15 protein-coding genes and 3 tRNA genes are annotated in these 14,091 nt (G+C 54.6%); 4 read left to right on the top strand and 14 right to left on the bottom strand.

The window, feature by feature from the left end; genetic code table 11:
- Window positions 1-429: 429 nt before the first annotated feature.
- The 4 genes from Abin_RS08725 to Abin_RS08710 all read right to left on the bottom strand — a co-directional run bounded on the left by Abin_RS08725 (window position 430) and on the right by Abin_RS08710 (window position 2,557).
- Window positions 430-506: transfer RNA gene (locus tag Abin_RS08725), tRNA-Arg, on the bottom strand.
- 744 nt (window positions 507-1,250) lie between these two features.
- Complete coding sequence (locus Abin_RS08720) at window positions 1,251-1,652, bottom strand: hypothetical protein (protein ID WP_048845966.1); 402 nt, start codon at window positions 1,650-1,652, stop codon at window positions 1,251-1,253.
- 364 nt (window positions 1,653-2,016) lie between these two features.
- Window positions 2,017-2,244 carry a hypothetical protein gene (locus tag Abin_RS08715; RefSeq protein ID WP_084593545.1) on the bottom strand — a complete coding sequence of 76 codons (228 nt, stop codon included), beginning with the start codon at window positions 2,242-2,244 and terminating at the stop codon, window positions 2,017-2,019.
- 103 nt (window positions 2,245-2,347) lie between these two features.
- On the bottom strand, window positions 2,348-2,557 hold the full coding sequence (locus Abin_RS08710) for a hypothetical protein (RefSeq protein ID WP_048845961.1): 210 nt from the start codon (window positions 2,555-2,557) through the stop codon (window positions 2,348-2,350).
- 130 nt (window positions 2,558-2,687) lie between these two features.
- Here Abin_RS08710 and Abin_RS08705 point away from each other — a divergent pair, with 130 nt between their 5' ends.
- Window positions 2,688-3,134 (top strand): hypothetical protein, encoded by a 447-nt coding sequence (locus Abin_RS08705; RefSeq protein WP_143217118.1) that lies wholly within the window; start codon window positions 2,688-2,690, stop codon window positions 3,132-3,134.
- A 71-nt stretch (window positions 3,135-3,205) separates the two neighbouring features.
- Here the strand turns inward: Abin_RS08705 and Abin_RS08700 are convergent, their stop codons facing one another.
- Window positions 3,206-3,715: a Spy/CpxP family protein refolding chaperone gene (locus Abin_RS08700; protein WP_048846003.1), complete on the bottom strand. Its 510-nt coding sequence runs from the start codon at window positions 3,713-3,715 to the stop codon at window positions 3,206-3,208.
- Between the two features lie 445 nt (window positions 3,716-4,160).
- Between Abin_RS08700 and Abin_RS08695 the strand changes: the two genes are divergently transcribed.
- A complete protein-coding gene (locus tag Abin_RS08695; RefSeq protein ID WP_158319905.1) occupies window positions 4,161-4,325 on the top strand; it encodes a hypothetical protein in 165 nt (54 codons plus the stop codon).
- A 164-nt stretch (window positions 4,326-4,489) separates the two neighbouring features.
- Here Abin_RS08695 and Abin_RS08690 read toward each other — a convergent pair.
- Window positions 4,490-4,565, bottom strand: a tRNA-Ala gene (locus Abin_RS08690).
- Between the two features lie 112 nt (window positions 4,566-4,677).
- On the opposite strand from Abin_RS08690, the gene Abin_RS08680 reads away from it, so the two are divergent.
- Window positions 4,678-4,977 carry a YggT family protein gene (locus tag Abin_RS08680; RefSeq protein ID WP_052948198.1) on the top strand — a complete coding sequence of 100 codons (300 nt, stop codon included), beginning with the start codon at window positions 4,678-4,680 and terminating at the stop codon, window positions 4,975-4,977.
- A 261-nt stretch (window positions 4,978-5,238) separates the two neighbouring features.
- Here the strand turns inward: Abin_RS08680 and Abin_RS08675 are convergent.
- From Abin_RS08675 to Abin_RS08640, 8 genes are all read right to left on the bottom strand, one after another.
- Window positions 5,239-5,314 (bottom strand) — tRNA-Phe (locus Abin_RS08675).
- Between the two features lie 55 nt (window positions 5,315-5,369).
- A complete protein-coding gene (locus tag Abin_RS08670) occupies window positions 5,370-5,552 on the bottom strand; it encodes a DNA gyrase inhibitor YacG (RefSeq protein WP_048845955.1) in 183 nt (60 codons plus the stop codon).
- Window positions 5,545-6,633 (bottom strand): ribonuclease E/G, encoded by a 1,089-nt coding sequence (locus Abin_RS08665; protein ID WP_048845954.1) that lies wholly within the window; start codon window positions 6,631-6,633, stop codon window positions 5,545-5,547. Before Abin_RS08665 ends, Abin_RS08670 begins: the two co-directional genes overlap by 8 nt.
- Window positions 6,630-7,262, bottom strand: a complete 633-nt coding sequence (locus tag Abin_RS08660; protein ID WP_048845952.1) for a Maf family protein — start codon at window positions 7,260-7,262, stop codon at window positions 6,630-6,632. The genes Abin_RS08665 and Abin_RS08660 overlap by 4 nt, the downstream gene beginning before the upstream one ends.
- A 4-nt stretch (window positions 7,263-7,266) precedes the next feature.
- Window positions 7,267-7,485: a translation initiation factor IF-1 gene (infA, locus tag Abin_RS08655; protein WP_003622234.1), complete on the bottom strand. Its 219-nt coding sequence runs from the start codon at window positions 7,483-7,485 to the stop codon at window positions 7,267-7,269.
- Between the two features lie 71 nt (window positions 7,486-7,556).
- Window positions 7,557-8,870 (bottom strand): histidinol dehydrogenase, encoded by a 1,314-nt coding sequence (gene hisD / locus Abin_RS08650; RefSeq protein WP_048845950.1) that lies wholly within the window; start codon window positions 8,868-8,870, stop codon window positions 7,557-7,559.
- Window positions 8,867-9,616 carry an ATP phosphoribosyltransferase gene (hisG, locus tag Abin_RS08645; RefSeq protein ID WP_146867652.1) on the bottom strand — a complete coding sequence of 250 codons (750 nt, stop codon included), beginning with the start codon at window positions 9,614-9,616 and terminating at the stop codon, window positions 8,867-8,869. The genes hisD and hisG overlap by 4 nt, the downstream gene beginning before the upstream one ends.
- 127 nt (window positions 9,617-9,743) lie before the next feature.
- On the bottom strand, window positions 9,744-12,626 hold the full coding sequence (locus Abin_RS08640) for an Rne/Rng family ribonuclease (protein WP_048845948.1): 2,883 nt from the start codon (window positions 12,624-12,626) through the stop codon (window positions 9,744-9,746).
- Between the two features lie 487 nt (window positions 12,627-13,113).
- Between Abin_RS08640 and Abin_RS08635 the strand changes: the two genes are divergently transcribed.
- The gene (locus tag Abin_RS08635; RefSeq protein ID WP_084593544.1) at window positions 13,114-14,067 is read left to right on the top strand and encodes an N-acetylmuramoyl-L-alanine amidase family protein; all 954 of its coding nucleotides are present in this window, start codon (window positions 13,114-13,116) and stop codon (window positions 14,065-14,067) included.
- Window positions 14,068-14,091 lie beyond the last annotated feature (24 nt).

The raw sequence follows: 14,091 nt of genomic DNA, 5'->3' as shown, positions 1-14,091 counted from the left end.
CACACTCTGGTGGCGGAGGGCTGGCGACACATCAGAGGGCTGGACCTGTTCAGTCTGCCACCCCGCACCACCAGACACGGCAACCATCACACCGCAGACAATGGATGGACTGGCCGCAACGGCATGACAGGCAGGAATGTCGTGGGAGACTGAGCAACAACCACAGTCAGATATCTCTGGGGTCTTCTTACAAGGAAGGCCCCTTTTTTATGCGTCTATGAAGAAGAGTGTCCCTACCTAAAAAGGAGATTTGTAGACGAACCTATTTATTCATTTTTTCTATATCAACATAGAGAAAGGGTATTTATTGACCCTTCTTCCTTCTACCTCCTGAAAGCCTAGCGTTCGTTTTAAGAGGGGGAATAAGAGGGGTAAAAGTTTTTCACAAACTTCTAAGTTATTGTTTTTATTGGCTTTTATTTTACTGATTGGCGGACCCGAGAGGATTCGAACCTCCGGCCTTCAGATTCGGAATCTGACGATCTATCCAGCTGATCTACGGGTCCACGGCCACTTACCTAGCGCAAAGCAAGCAAGCTGCCAAGCCCGTATTCCACGCGGATGCAGATTCTGGGTGCCTCAAGCGCAAAAATAGTCTGATTTGCCTGTGAGGTGCCATGAACGGGACGCCACCTCATTTGCTTTCTGTCATTGTGATATCAGACGGGTTGATCTCTGGTTCGTTGTGGGCTTGTAGCGCTGGCTGATGCCTCTCTTTGCCAGAAGCGTCGTCTTTCCGTGGTGCGGGTGGGGCGCACTCTTCATTGCCCTGTGGACGCCCTAATTGCTGTTGCCCCATTCTTTGGTGGCCGCCAAAACCACCGATCATCGAAGGGCCCATTCTCATCGATCCAGAGGACCCGTTGCCCATTTCTGGAAAGTGGCCTCTCATTCCGTCTGGGGAAGGCCCACGGTGCTGACAGTTTTGCGTCGTATCATTCTCATGAGCGCAAGCTGTCAGTCCTATGACTGTAATAAATAAAAGTAACCCAAAAATGGAAAAGGAACGTCTCATATGCGTCTCTCACGCTGTTTATCCAGCGGCTCTGTCGTGTGTGGCTACTTAAAGCATGAGCGCAAATGAAAGAGAGAAAAAAGGAATATTTTTCTAAAATTCCCTATAATTTTCTGAAATGACACTTTTGTATCGAAAAAATCTGGGGATATTATTTTTCTCAGCCACCCAAAAAGGACGACTTCATTAAGCCGTCCTTTTGATTTAGGTATAAGACTGCGTTAGGGATAGGATATTAGTTGCCGCCCTGATTGTCATTCTGCGGACCGTGCCTTTCGTTAAACTGACCGCCGTCTTGGGTATTCTGATTTCCAGACTGGTTATTTCCGTTTCTGCCATTGTAGCCACCACGGTTGTTACCAAAGCTACCGGAGTTTTCACGGTTGCTGTTCATGCGTTCCATGCCACTACGATTGCCAGAGTTTGATCCCATGCCTTGCATGTTGCCCATCTGACCATGAGAACCGCCCATATTTCCCATGCGGTTATTCATGCTTCCTCCTTGACCACCTTCACGGTTGCCATGCCGACCAAAATTTTCACTTTGAGACTGCTGGTCGTTGTCTTCCTGTGCATGCGCCAGAACCGGGACTGCGCAGAGTAATGAAGCTGTCAGAAAAAATGCTTTCTTGATCATCTGAAATCCTTTCCGCTGGTGGTTTCGTGCCAGCGATAAGAAAAAACGCTATGGCTGAATAAGAGCGCAGCCAAGAGCGATAAGAGGATGGCTGGCATGTTCAGGTCAGGAGCGTAATGGAGAAAATGCACGGATTTTTCTTAGTTAATAAAATAAGTGATTTATATAAAAGGATTTTATCTAAAAACAAAAGACGATACGCAATAGGTTGTGGTGTAAAAACCAAAAGATATAAAATATAATTTTATGAAATATGTCAGTGATGACATGAATATTTTCTAAAAACGTTTACTTAAACGGTGTTTCCCTGGAAAATAAAAAGGGCAGCCTAAGCTGCCCAAAAATAACAAACCCGAATGTCTGGTCAGTAACCACCGCCACCGCCGCCAGCATAAGGCCCTGATTGGCGGCCACCCTGCTGGTTTCCGTAGTTGCCGTAATTCTGGCCCTGACGGTCGTGGTCACCATAGCCACCATGCCTGCCGCCACCCGGGCCGTGGCCACCCATGCCGCCGGGTGGGGGTGGTGGCTCGCATGCTGCAAGAGCACACGTTGCGAGAATAGCTGCGGCAGTCGCAATATTTTTTAACATGATGCCCGTTACTCCTTTATCTTCTCGCACCATGGCGGATGAAAAAGAGGAAAATAAGGCTACTGGCTTTTTATTGTGACAAAATTGAAAAATACCACGTTTTTCAATTATAAAGGCCAAGTGGACCGGCTATAAACCATAATCCGGCTATCAGCAGAATACCCGCCAGAATGACAGGCAAGACAACAGCAACCAGAAAGCTGCGGCCATTCTGTTCTGGTTCAGGGATTCCATTTGCGCGCAGAATGGCATCCGCGCGGGCGTCAATCTCTGCGTCTTCAGGGTTCTGTTCCGTCCAGTTTTCATCAGCCATGAAAAATACCTTTCTGTTCAGGGCACTGTATCAGCAATATAGCCTAATGTGGTCATATTTGCCTTGCTTTTGTCGCAATGTGACTGCCTTTTTCATTCGAAACGTTCGTCCCATTTCGGTAGTTTCAAGCATGAAGCAAACTCTTCTTACTCTGACATTCCTATGCGTCGCTGTTACAGGGTGTGCATCCCATAAACCTGATGATGCAGACAGCGTATGCCAGCATAAAAACCCTTCAAAAGGCATGCATGGTAGTTTCACATCCAGTGTAGGGCATGCTGTTGGTGGTGCGCTGCCTATGGCGTTGGGGGCAATTCCGGGTGTGGGCAGTGCAGCGGGGTTTGCCGGTATGGGAATGCAGCAGGCCATGAATTCATGGGGCGGCGGCGGTGGAGGCCCTGGCCAGCAGGATGATGGTTTCAGACAAAGCGGTTTTGATCATTCTCATCGCGGACCGGATGAGGAAAGGGATTTTGACCAAAGTCAGAATAAGGTCCCTTCAGTTCCATGCGGCAGTGAGTCAAAAATTGTTGCACAAAGCAATGATCAGGACATCCGGATGGATGAAGCAAAATAGGTCTTCAGGAAAACCGATAGATTGTGAATGAAAAAAGGCTACCCGTTGGGGTAGCCTTTTCTGGTTTCTGATTACTTATCAGCCGGAGGAGGTGGTGGCGGAGGCGCACCGTCACCCGGCGGTGGGGGAGGAGGCGGGCAGTGAGCGTCCTCTTTCTGCTCGGCAATCTGTGCAAGCTGCTTCTTTGTCAGCACATCATGAATCTGCACTTCTTTCTGTAGATGTGCTGTTTCACGCTGTGTGTGAAGCGTTGCCAGTTGCTGTGTCAGCGTGTTGAGCTGTGCTGTATCAACCGTGCCCGGCGTGGTCAGCAGGGTGCGGATCTGTTCGTGAATGGAGTGTTCCTGTTCCATATCACCTTTAAAATCAGGGCGGTTGGCCTCCATAATCGCCTTGATTTTCTTTTTCTGCTCGGACGTCAGTTTAATGCCGTCAAGCGACAGAATGTGACCATGCGGATGGCACATGCCATGGTGTGGTGGCGGAGGAGGCGGCGTAGGCGTATCGTCTGCCCGCGCAACTGAGCCCGCCGCGGTGAAAAGTCCGAATGTAAGCGCCGTGGCTAGCAAAGCCTTTTTCATTTCAAATGCCTTTACCGTCATTCAAAGGGAAAGACCCGACTGGTGCCTTTCCATGATCGTATGATGCTTAAAAATATATGGTCATAAAATGGCGGCCAGATAGAGAATTGGACAGATAAACAGATCTTCCAAATTGTTTTCAGCGCTACGTCTCGCGTCACATTAATCATAAATACGAATAAATAGGTTATATTTAAAAATAAAATATCTTAATAAATATAAAATAAAACAAGACTAAATTGGTTCATTTACTTATAGTTCTAAATATATAATTGACTGTTAAAGAAAAAAGAGTAGCCTCCAGATTAGACGGATAGATACAGGTTTGTGATAGATCATCAGAACCTGATCTACCCATCATGTTTTGCAGGTTTAGAGGCGAACAGCCCGTGTCGTGTCACATGGCTTTGCCCCTGAATGCATTTGACGGAGGCCGGAAATGGGCATGTTTGCGATTTTGATTGTTATGGGGCTGGACATCATTCTGGTCGGTTTGAAGTTGAACGAACTTAGCTTTCCCGCTTTTGTTGTCGCCTTCGTGGTGCCGGCAGTTCTGATGGCAGGCTACGTTCTGCAGGGGATCAAGCAGGATAATCTTTCTATCCACTGATTTCCGGCCAATAGGTCAGACAATTTTACGCCTGCGTGATCCGTCACGCAGGCGTTTTTTGTTTGGATAGTTGCAAAACAAAAACGGGCACTAAACGCAATACGCACCCGAACCGGCCTGTGAGCATTTATTTTTTATTAGAAAGACAATCCGCGACAGGCGACTGGTGGAGCTGAGGGGAATCGAACCCCTGACCTCCTCATTGCGAACGAGGCGCTCTCCCAACTGAGCTACAGCCCCGCCTGTTCTATTTTCGGGTGTAAAGGGCTTATCAACGCGCTGTCAAGCTGTATTGTAGGCGCAGAAAACGGGTGATTTCGCCCGGAAAATCTTGGCCCTGAGGAGTCGCGGTTTGCTGTTTGGCCTCTTTTTTCTGTTGATGCGTCTGCTGACCATTTACTGTTGGATTTTGCTTCTTTCCTGCATTTTCATCAATTTGTGCATGTTCGGCATTCTGGACAGCCGGAATCAACTGGTCTGGAAAGTTGGCGTGTTCCTCAACCGTTTAACCGAACCGGTTCTTGAACTCGTTCGCCGTCTCTTGCCCAACCTGGGTGGTATTGATTTCAGCCCTATGGTCGTGCTGCTGGGCATCCAGTATGTGTTGCAGCCCCTTCTGGTAGAAGTCTTCAGAACACTTCTGACACGCTAAAATACGAGGCAACTGATAAGGGGCAGGGCTTACGTAGCCCTTACCCTTCAGGCAGTAGATTTAGAGCCTGTCATGACGAGTGACAGGCCATTTTACGTTTTTCAGGAAAGAAGATCGCGCCTGTCGGCAAAGAAAGTTAATTTTCTCTGTCGTGCTGATCACAAAAAAACGGCGACAGGCCATTTTTCAATAAGGCTAAAGTAGCCGGTTTTATTGAAGAATTATTTTTGTAAGAAATTGGAAAGTTTAAAGCTTTCAAGATGGTGCCCAAGACCGGGATCGAACCAGTGACACTGCGATTTTCAGTCGCATGCTCTACCAACTGAGCTACTTGGGCACCGCAACCTTGCGGTGTGAAAGGGGGTTTATCCCAGCCAGCCGATGGGATCAAGTCACCTTTCGTCGTTTCTTTCTTCTTTTTCCATATTTTCTTCATCAACCGGTGGTCCGGGGATGCGATATTGCCCGGTAAACCAGCGTCCAAGGTCAATATCGGCACAGCGCTGCGAACAGAACGGCCGTGTGGCCGGTTGGTTGGGTTTGCCACATACGGGGCAGGTTGAAGTTTTACTCATGGTCTGTAGTCCAGAAAAAATCCGGTAAGGATGGATCAAGGGTCAAGGCTAATGGCTTGCCGCGTTGGGTTATGCAGTCCGTCATAGCCTGTGGGTCTTTTTCCAGCGCAGTGATAATGCCCACACCTCCACGCAACCGACTGGCTTTGGGGTGGTCAGAAAGAATACGGCGCAGAGCGTTCAGTGCCCGCCCATGCGGAGACGACAACAATTCTGGCAAAGACGGGTGGATTCGTGCCCGCACTATTTCTATCAACCCCAGTGCCGTGACACCGAGGCAGCGTGGCCGCAGAGGATCGTCCTGAAGCATCACTTTCACGGGTTCCAGTAATGCCTGCCGCTTACGCGTAGAAAGGCCAGCGGGGTCAATCAGAATGGCACCTGATAGATTTCTGAGTTGTATCTGGCGCAGCAGGGCGGGAAGGGCATCCCGATTGGCCGCGAACTGAGCAGTCTGCTTGGTCCACCCTGTAGAGGTTGGGGGGGCATCCATATCTATGGCAATAAGGGCAGGGGTCGGGGTAATGCTGGCCTGCATACCGCCGGGAAGCGCAACAGAAGCGTCTTCCAGCGCATCACAAGCCTGCGCAATATCGGCTGGGAGGACGTGAAATCCCTGTGCTTTGCGCGCTCGCAAGGCTTGCGGTATCAGGGCTGATGCTGCGGCAGAATCGACAATAATGCGCGCCTCTGGCCAGCGGTCTGACAGACGCACCAGCGGTGTTGGTCCCCGCACTATTAACCCAACTTTATCCGGCAGAATGTCAGGTGCGGGCACCTGTTGTAGGCGTAGCCCTTTGCCTCCCTGTGCTGCGCGCGTCACACGAACGACGAGGGTTTGGCCTTCTGTCAGGGGCTCCTTACCGCTTTGAAGCGGAAGAAACCCGCTTTCTCCACCACCAAGGTCAAGAAATGCACCGCCCATACCGGGTACAAGGGTGCTGATACGGGCCAGATAGACGTCGCCCACACCGTCAGGTGCTGCGGGCCGCCACAAGGCGTAATCAAGAAGGTTCTGATGGTCTGTGACAGCAAGCCGGTATTCACCGGGGAAAGACGCGATGCGAAGAAAAAGGCTCACGACACCCAGTGATAAGGCTGACCCCGCAGTAATTGGGCTGTTTCGAACAGGGGCAACCCGATAACCGCTGATGGGCTACCTGATACAAAGCGGATAAAGCCTGCGGCATGGCCCTGCAGGGCATAGCCCCCGGCTTTGCCTTGCCAATCACCAGCGTCAAGCAGTGCTTCGATCTGCTGCTCTGTCAGGCGGGAAAAGATAACAGCGGTTTCTACAATTCGCTCACAGACACGGCCATTCGGCCAGGTAGCTGTAGGGCGGCAGTGGATCGCTGTCAGCACCGTGTGGCGGCGGCCAGAAAGCATCCGCAGGCAGGCACGCGCGGTGTCTCTGTCTTCAGCTTTTGGCAGAATGCGGCGGCCAAGGGCTACCACTGTGTCAGCGCCAAGCACCAGGGCCGGGTCTGTTATCTGGCTGGCAACCGATACGGCTTTTTCTGCTGCCATGCGACGCACGTACGGGCGTGGCTGTTCGTCACGCGCGGGTGTTTCATCAATATCGGCAGGAAAAACGCGATCAGGCGTCAGCCCCAGCTGGGCCAGAAGGTCCAGCCGGCGGGGCGATGCCGAAGCCAGCACAAAGGCAGGACGCGCCGCTTTTTCCGTGCCATTGGGCCCGGATGCGGTCATTGTCTTACTTGAAGCGGAAGGTGATGCGACCTTTTGAAAGGTCATAGGGTGTCATTTCAACATTCACGCGGTCACCGGCCAGCACACGAATGCGGTTCTTGCGCATTTTGCCGCTGGTGTGCGCCAGAATCATGTGTTCGTTGTCGAGTTTTACCCGGAACATCGCGTTGGGCAGCAGTTCAGTTACCGTGCCGCTAAATTCAATCATGTCTTCTTTAGACATGGCGTCCTTCGTTCATTTTAAAGCCTCGTTACAGTTTGGATGTGCAGATATGGGTGAGGGACCGTATCCGGTCAAGCATTAGGTGTGCCGTGCGCCAAAGCATCCAGTCGGGCGGAGATGCTCAGGGCATGGGCTTCAAGCCCTTCTGCATGCGCCAATGCCACCCCGGCGGGGCCAATACGCCGCAGCGCATCCGGCCCACCGGATAGGAAAGTGGTGCGTTTCAGGAAGTCAAAAACAGACAGGCCAGATGCAAAGCGTGCCGTACGGGATGTGGGCAGCACATGGTTGGGGCCACCGACGTAATCCCCCACGGCTTCCGGGCAGTAGCGGCCAAGGAAAACCGCGCCTGCGTGCCGTACATGCACAAACAGGCTTTCCGGGTCATCCACCATCAGCTCAAGATGCTCGGGTGCCAGACGGTTTGCCAGTTCAACCGCTTCTTCCAGTGAGCGCACAATGAGCACCGCCCCGTTTCGCTCCCAGCTTGCCCCGGCAATGGCGGAACGTGACAGGGTGCGCAGTTCGGTTTCAACGGCTGCAATAACGGTGTCGGCAAAAGCGGCATCAGGCGTAATAAGCGTGGCCTGCGCCAGTTCGTCATGTTCAGCCTGCGCCAGCAGATCAAGCGCAATCAGGCGAGGGTCCGTAGCCGAATCGGCAATCACGACCACATCAGATGGCCCCGCAATGCTATCAATGCCGACATGCCCGAACACCTGCCGTTTGGCTTCTGCCACGTAGGCATTGCCGGGGCCGACAATACGATCAACCGGGCGAATGGTCTGGGTGCCAAATGCCATGGCCCCCACGGCCTGCGCCCCCCCAACACGGTAGATTTCCGTTACCCCTGACCGATGGGCTGCTGCCAGAACCAGCGGGTTAATCACACCGTCCGGGGTGGGCACACACATAGCCAGGCGCTGAACACCCGCTACACGGGCAGGAATAGCGTTCATCAGCACAGAAGACGGATAGGCGGCTTTGCCACCCGGAACATACAGGCCAACGGCATCCAGCGGGATCCAGCGCATGCCCAGCGTCATGCCTGCATCATCTGTGTAACGAATACCCTCTGGTAACTGCGCTTTATGGAAAGATTCGATCCGTTCCGCCGCAACATCCAATGCTGCCAGTAATTCGGGGCTCACCTTTGCACGGGCTTCGGCTACTTCGTCAGCAGTGAAAGCCAGTTTTTCAGGTGTTAGCGGCAGACGGTCAAACTTTTCTGTCAACGCGCATAAGGCAGTATCACCATCGCGGCGCACTTGCCCCAGAATATCCGCAACCGGAGCATGAACTTCCTGCCCTTGCTCTTCCCGCGCCGTCAGCAGGGACGCAAAAGCGGTTTCAAAATCAGAATCGCGAATGTCTAACCGTTTCATGAAGACTGCTCTGCCTTAGCGTTCTCGGTCTGTTTGGCTGTGGCCTCAAGAGCCGTACGGAATCGGGTTATGATGGCGGCAATTTCTTCAGGCCGCGTTTTCAGTGCCGTTCTGTTAACAATCAGACGGCTGGTGACATGGGCAATCGTCTCAACCTCTCGCAGGCCATTGGCGCGCAGGGTTGATCCGGTATCGACCAGATCCACAATCAGACGAGAAAGGCCCAGCATGGGGGCCAATTCCATAGCGCCATGCAGATGCACAATATTGGCGTTAATGCCGCGTGCGGCAAAATAGCGCCGTGTTACAGCCGGATATTTTGTGGCGGCACGCACTTCTGACCATCTGGCCCATTCAGCCGGGTCATGCGGTAACTCTTTTGGCTGCGCGATGGAAATGCGGCATCCGCCAATACCCAGATCAAGCGGGGCATAAATTTCCGGGTAATCAAATTCCATCAGCACGTCCGCACCACAGATGCCAATCTGTGCGCCGCCAGACGCCACAAATGTCGCTACGTCAAACGACCTTACGCGCACAACATCCAGTTGCGGGTCTTGGGTGGGAAAGCGCAGCTTGCGGCTGTTGTCGCCCAGACAATCATCAGCTGGCGCGCAGCCAGATTGGGCCAGAAGCGGCGTAACAGCTTTCAGGATACGCCCTTTGGGCAGGGCCAGAACCAGCGGCCCCCGTGTTTCCGTGCCCGAAGAGCGTACGGTCTGAAGATCAGGCTGGGGCACGGTCATAAAAACTCCGGTCGGACAGCAGGGCAAAAGAAGCGCGACGGCGGCACTCCTAGCACAAGGCGGCCCGGTATCAAAGGCAGCAGGGCAACCTGGGGCGTGTTCAAAACACGCCCCAGGCAATTATCCCTTAACGACGCCACCACCCCGTGCGACGGCGGGTAGCCGGCTGTTCGTCATCAATGACGATCGGCTGCACGATGGACGGATCAGCAGCATCCTTGCCGTCAGCAGCAGTGTCTTCGCTTTTGCTTTCCGCAACTGTCGCTTTGGCCGCAGTGCGACGGCGACGGGGGGCAGGCTTCTGCTCTTCCGTTGCGTCATCGGCAGCAGTGTCCGCTTCAGAAGGGGCTGCTGCCGCTGTTGTGCGCGATGTGCGACGGCGGCCGCGCGGTTTGGCTTCTTCTGTCGCTTCAGCAGTGTCAGCCACTGCATCCGCTACCTTGCGCGTGGTGCGACGACGGCGTGGTTTGGGCGCGTCTTCTTCCGGCGCATCGGCCTGCTCTTCAGCAGGGGTTTCAGCGACGGGTGCGTCCGCGTCCTCACCCTCTGTTTTCCGACGGCGACGCGGCGTACGGCGGCGGGTCGGCTTGGTTTCTTCTGCTGCACCTTCGGCGTCCGTGTCCACGGCTTCTGGTGCCGTATGCGGTTCAGCTTCAGTTGGCTCTGGGGCCACAACCGGGGGTTCAACCGCTGGTGTGGTCTTGGCTGTGGGAGCAACCCGTGCAGGTTGTGCTGCGGCATCAGCATCATTCACGCTATTTTCGATCAGATCGAAAATATCGATGCTGCCACCAAACGGATTGGCTGGTGTCGGACCCTGCCACACAGGCCGCGCCGGGCGTTCCGGGCGAGGAGCCGGACCTTCTTCAATCGCTACCCGAATTTCAGGGCGATCCTCACGCTGCACACGTGAATGACGGGTGCGGCGACGCCCTGGCACCAGATTGCCGTTTTCGTCATGCTTGGCTGGTGCCTGATGCTGTGCGTTGGCTGCTGCGGCAACCGGTTCTTCACCCTGTTCATCCGTAGCATCGTTCTGCTGGGTCTGCTGTTCGTCACGCTGCCCGTTGCCCCCACCACGACGGCGACGACGGCGACGGCGACGGCGCGGTTCTTCGTCGCTGCCTGCGGCTTCGGTCACGGCTGGGACGGCGGTCTGGTTTTCTTCTCCATCCGCTTCCGCTTCGATGACCTGTGCCTGCGCTGGTGTTTCAGCGGCAACATTTTCCACTGGTGGCAACACATGCGGTGCACGGCTTACGCGCGGCGGCTGCAGGCGCTCAATCCGGATTTCCGGAATCGGCAGCGAGGAGTCAGCCGCAAACAGGATTTCCATGTGGTGGCGTTTTTCAATTTCAGCCAGCCAGTCGCGCTTGTTGTTCAGCACATACAGCGCGATTTCACCTGCAACATGAACGGTAATAACTGAAGCGCGGCGGCGTGCGCCCTCTTCTTCAACCGCACGCAACACATGCAGGGCCGAGCTTTCAATGCCACGAACCATCCCCGTGCCCTGACAGTGCGGGCAGGTGGTAAAGGCCGCTTCCGCCACAGATGGGCGTAGCCGCTGGCGTGACATTTCCAGCAGACCAAAGTGAGAAATCGAGCCCATCTGGATGCGGGCGCGGTCCTGCCGCAGGGCATCTTTCAGGCGACGTTCGATTGTGATGTTGTGGCGACGTGACTCCATATCAATGAAGTCGATCACAATCAGCCCGGCCAGATCGCGCAGGCGCAACTGACGCGCGACTTCATCAGCCGCTTCCTGATTGGTGCGGTAGGCGGTTTCTTCAATATTGCGCTGATTGGTCGCCTTGCCGGAGTTCACGTCAATCGCGACCAGCGCTTCCGTCTGGTTGATGACCAGATACCCACCTGACCGCAGCGACACGACGGGCGAGAACATGGCGTCCAGATGCCCTTCCACATGGTAGTGGGTAAAGAGCGGCTGGTTTTCCTTGTTCCACAGGCGCACTTTTTCAGCATGCTGCGGCATCAGCAGGCGCATGAAATCGCGTGCCGCTTTCCAGCCACTTTCCCCATCCACCAGAATTTCGCTAATTTCACGCGTGTAAACGTCGCGGATGGCGCGTTTTACAAGGCTCGCTTCTTCATAAATCAGTGCTGGGGCGACCGACTGCATCGTCAGCTCGCGAATGTCATCCCACAGATGAAGCAAATATTCGCAATCGCGCGTAATTTCCGGGCCAGGGCGTTGGGCACCAGCCGTACGCACAATCATGGCCATGCCACGGGGCAGGTTCAGGTCAGAAATAATATCACGCAGACGACGACGGTCAGCCACAGACGTAATTTTGCGCGATACCCCGCCACCACGCAGCGCGTTTGGCATCAATACGCAGTAACGGCCAGCCAGAGACACGTAGGTGGTCAGCGCGGCCCCCTTGTTGCCGCGTTCTTCCTTGACAACCTGAACCAGCAGAACCTGCCGGCGGCGGATAACTTCCTGAATGCGGTAGTTCCGCATGAAGCGCGCAATGCGCTTCTGAATCAGGGCTTCTTCGCCCGTGTCGGTTTCACCACCAACATAATCGGGTGCGTTTGACCGATTATTCTGGCGCGGAGCGTCTTCGCTGGCTTCTGCTGCGCCGTCAGCCTCACCAGATTCAACGCCGTCTGTTTCGGCTGTTGCGGCGTCGTTCAGGGGCACGTCAGATTCAGCGTCCGTGTCCTCGTTATCGGACTCGTCAAGAAGCTGTTCTTCTTCTGCCTGCAGGGCCAGCAGCTTTTCACGGTCGGCGACCGGAATCTGGTAATAGTCGGGGTGAATTTCGCTGAAGGCCAGAAAACCGTGACGGTTGCCGCCATATTCAACAAAGGCGGCCTGAAGGCTAGGCTCTACGCGAACAACGCGGGCAAGGTAGATGTTCCCTTTAAGCTGCTTTTTGGCAGCGGCCTCAACATCATAGTCTTCAAGTCTGTTTCCATCCATCACGACGACGCGCGTTTCTTCCGCGTGCGTCGCATCGATCAGCATACGCTTTGACATAAAAAGAAAAACTCCGGTGCGCTGGTGGCCGGCCTGTCCGGTGCATCCGCAGGGGCGGGGGGGCACAGGACGGGGGCGCTTCCAACTGGCAAGAATAGGTATTTGCGAAAATAAGAGGGGCAGAGCCCTGCCCGGACAGCGAGGTGACAGCAGAGCGACGGGAACAGAATTCTGTCTCCGCTCTGGTCATGCACTCAACACTAAGGCCCCGGGCGATGGTCATGTATCCTTCAACCAATGTTTCCTGATCCCATCCGCGCGGGGCGGCGCTGTAACGCCAGCCGCGCCCTTTGACGAAAAAAGGAGCGGAAACAGGATGCATGACGGGCAATCTGCCTTGAGCCATGCCTCCCCAACATGACGCAAAGCGGAACAAACCGCAAGCCGTTCAGAATAACTGTTTTTTAGGTCTTTCTGTTCTGACACGGTTTCGACATTATTAGGCGCAACAGTGCCACACAGTTTTCTATGAAGGTGCGAGAAAATTATGCCGCCAGAGCACCCCGCCTGCAAAGACACGCTGTCCCGTCTCTGGCTGGCAGACCATGCTCCGTCTAAAGGGCTGATACCTTCTGCCGTCACGCCGCCGCTTCTGTTGCCTGACTCTCTGACCCGCCGTGCGCTGGTTGGGGTTGGTATTGTGGCAACAGGTCTCATCGCTTCAGCCGCTCATGCCGCCGGGCGGGCGAAAGGGACTCTTGGTTCGCCCCTCTCAGCCCCGGCCATTATTGGGAAGGCGCAACCTGCTTTGCCATTGGTCATGCTTGACCCTGGGCACGGGGGCAAAGATCCGGGCGCTATCGGCTTTTCAGGTACGTATGAAAAGCATGTGGCTGAAGCTGCGGCAGATGAACTTCACCGGCAACTGCTGGCCACAGGGCGGTACCGTGTGGCCATGACCCGTACCTCGGACCGCTTTATTCCCTTAGACGGGCGCGTGGAGCTGGCACAGCAGCATGGGGCTTCGCTCTTTATTTCCATGCACGCTGATGCGCTTCACAATGCGTCTGTGCGCGGTGCAAGTGTCTATACCCATTCTCACGGCGCGTCAGATAGCCAGACGGCGGCTCTGGCCCAGACTGAAAATAGTGCAGACCGCTTTGGGGGGCCGCTGGTGCAGGGGGCATCCCCCGAAGTACAGCAGATTCTGGCTAGTCTGGTGACAGAGGAAGCACGTCGCGGGTCGGCCCATATGGCCAGTGCTGTCGTGTCCTCTTTTCAGTCCCGCATTAACCTCCTGCCGCACCCACATCGCCACGCGGCCTTTGCTGTTCTGAAATCAGCGCAGATTCCGTCTGTTCTGGTTGAGATGGGATTCATGTCAAACCGGCTTGATGAAGCAGCGCTTCGTCAGGCGGGGCACCGGGCCATGGTGGCGGGTGCCATGTGCACGGCGGTGAACCGTTATTTTTCTGCCGCTGGCGTTGGTTTGGCGGGCTAACGCGTTATTGGGCTGCGCAAGGCC

It is taken from the genome of Acetobacter indonesiensis, assembly GCF_000963945.1.
Classification (GTDB): domain Bacteria; phylum Pseudomonadota; class Alphaproteobacteria; order Acetobacterales; family Acetobacteraceae; genus Acetobacter; species Acetobacter indonesiensis.
Note: the sequence above shows the minus strand (reverse complement) of the source record. Positions and strands in the feature narration are given on the sequence as shown.

What these genes read in the sequence shown, in the direction of transcription:
- Abin_RS08705 (WP_143217118.1), top strand. Translation starts at nt 2,688, where the DNA reads ATGAAGCAAACTCTTCTTACTCTGACATTCCTATGCGTCGCTGTTACA.
- Abin_RS08710 (WP_048845961.1), bottom strand. Translation starts at nt 2,557, where the DNA reads ATGGCTGATGAAAACTGGACGGAACAGAACCCTGAAGACGCAGAGATT.
- hisD (WP_048845950.1), bottom strand. Translation starts at nt 8,870, where the DNA reads ATGAAACGGTTAGACATTCGCGATTCTGATTTTGAAACCGCTTTTGCG.
- Abin_RS08695 (WP_158319905.1), top strand. Translation starts at nt 4,161, where the DNA reads ATGTTTGCGATTTTGATTGTTATGGGGCTGGACATCATTCTGGTCGGT.
- Abin_RS08660 (WP_048845952.1), bottom strand. Translation starts at nt 7,262, where the DNA reads ATGACCGCATCCGGGCCCAATGGCACGGAAAAAGCGGCGCGTCCTGCC.
- infA (WP_003622234.1), bottom strand. Translation starts at nt 7,485, where the DNA reads ATGTCTAAAGAAGACATGATTGAATTTAGCGGCACGGTAACTGAACTG.
- Abin_RS08720 (WP_048845966.1), bottom strand. Translation starts at nt 1,652, where the DNA reads ATGATCAAGAAAGCATTTTTTCTGACAGCTTCATTACTCTGCGCAGTC.
- hisG (WP_146867652.1), bottom strand. Translation starts at nt 9,616, where the DNA reads ATGACCGTGCCCCAGCCTGATCTTCAGACCGTACGCTCTTCGGGCACG.
- Abin_RS08635 (WP_084593544.1), top strand. Translation starts at nt 13,114, where the DNA reads ATGCCGCCAGAGCACCCCGCCTGCAAAGACACGCTGTCCCGTCTCTGG.
- Abin_RS08640 (WP_048845948.1), bottom strand. Translation starts at nt 12,626, where the DNA reads ATGTCAAAGCGTATGCTGATCGATGCGACGCACGCGGAAGAAACGCGC.
- Abin_RS08700 (WP_048846003.1), bottom strand. Translation starts at nt 3,715, where the DNA reads ATGAAAAAGGCTTTGCTAGCCACGGCGCTTACATTCGGACTTTTCACC.
- Abin_RS08670 (WP_048845955.1), bottom strand. Translation starts at nt 5,552, where the DNA reads ATGAGTAAAACTTCAACCTGCCCCGTATGTGGCAAACCCAACCAACCG.
- Abin_RS08715 (WP_084593545.1), bottom strand. Translation starts at nt 2,244, where the DNA reads ATGTTAAAAAATATTGCGACTGCCGCAGCTATTCTCGCAACGTGTGCT.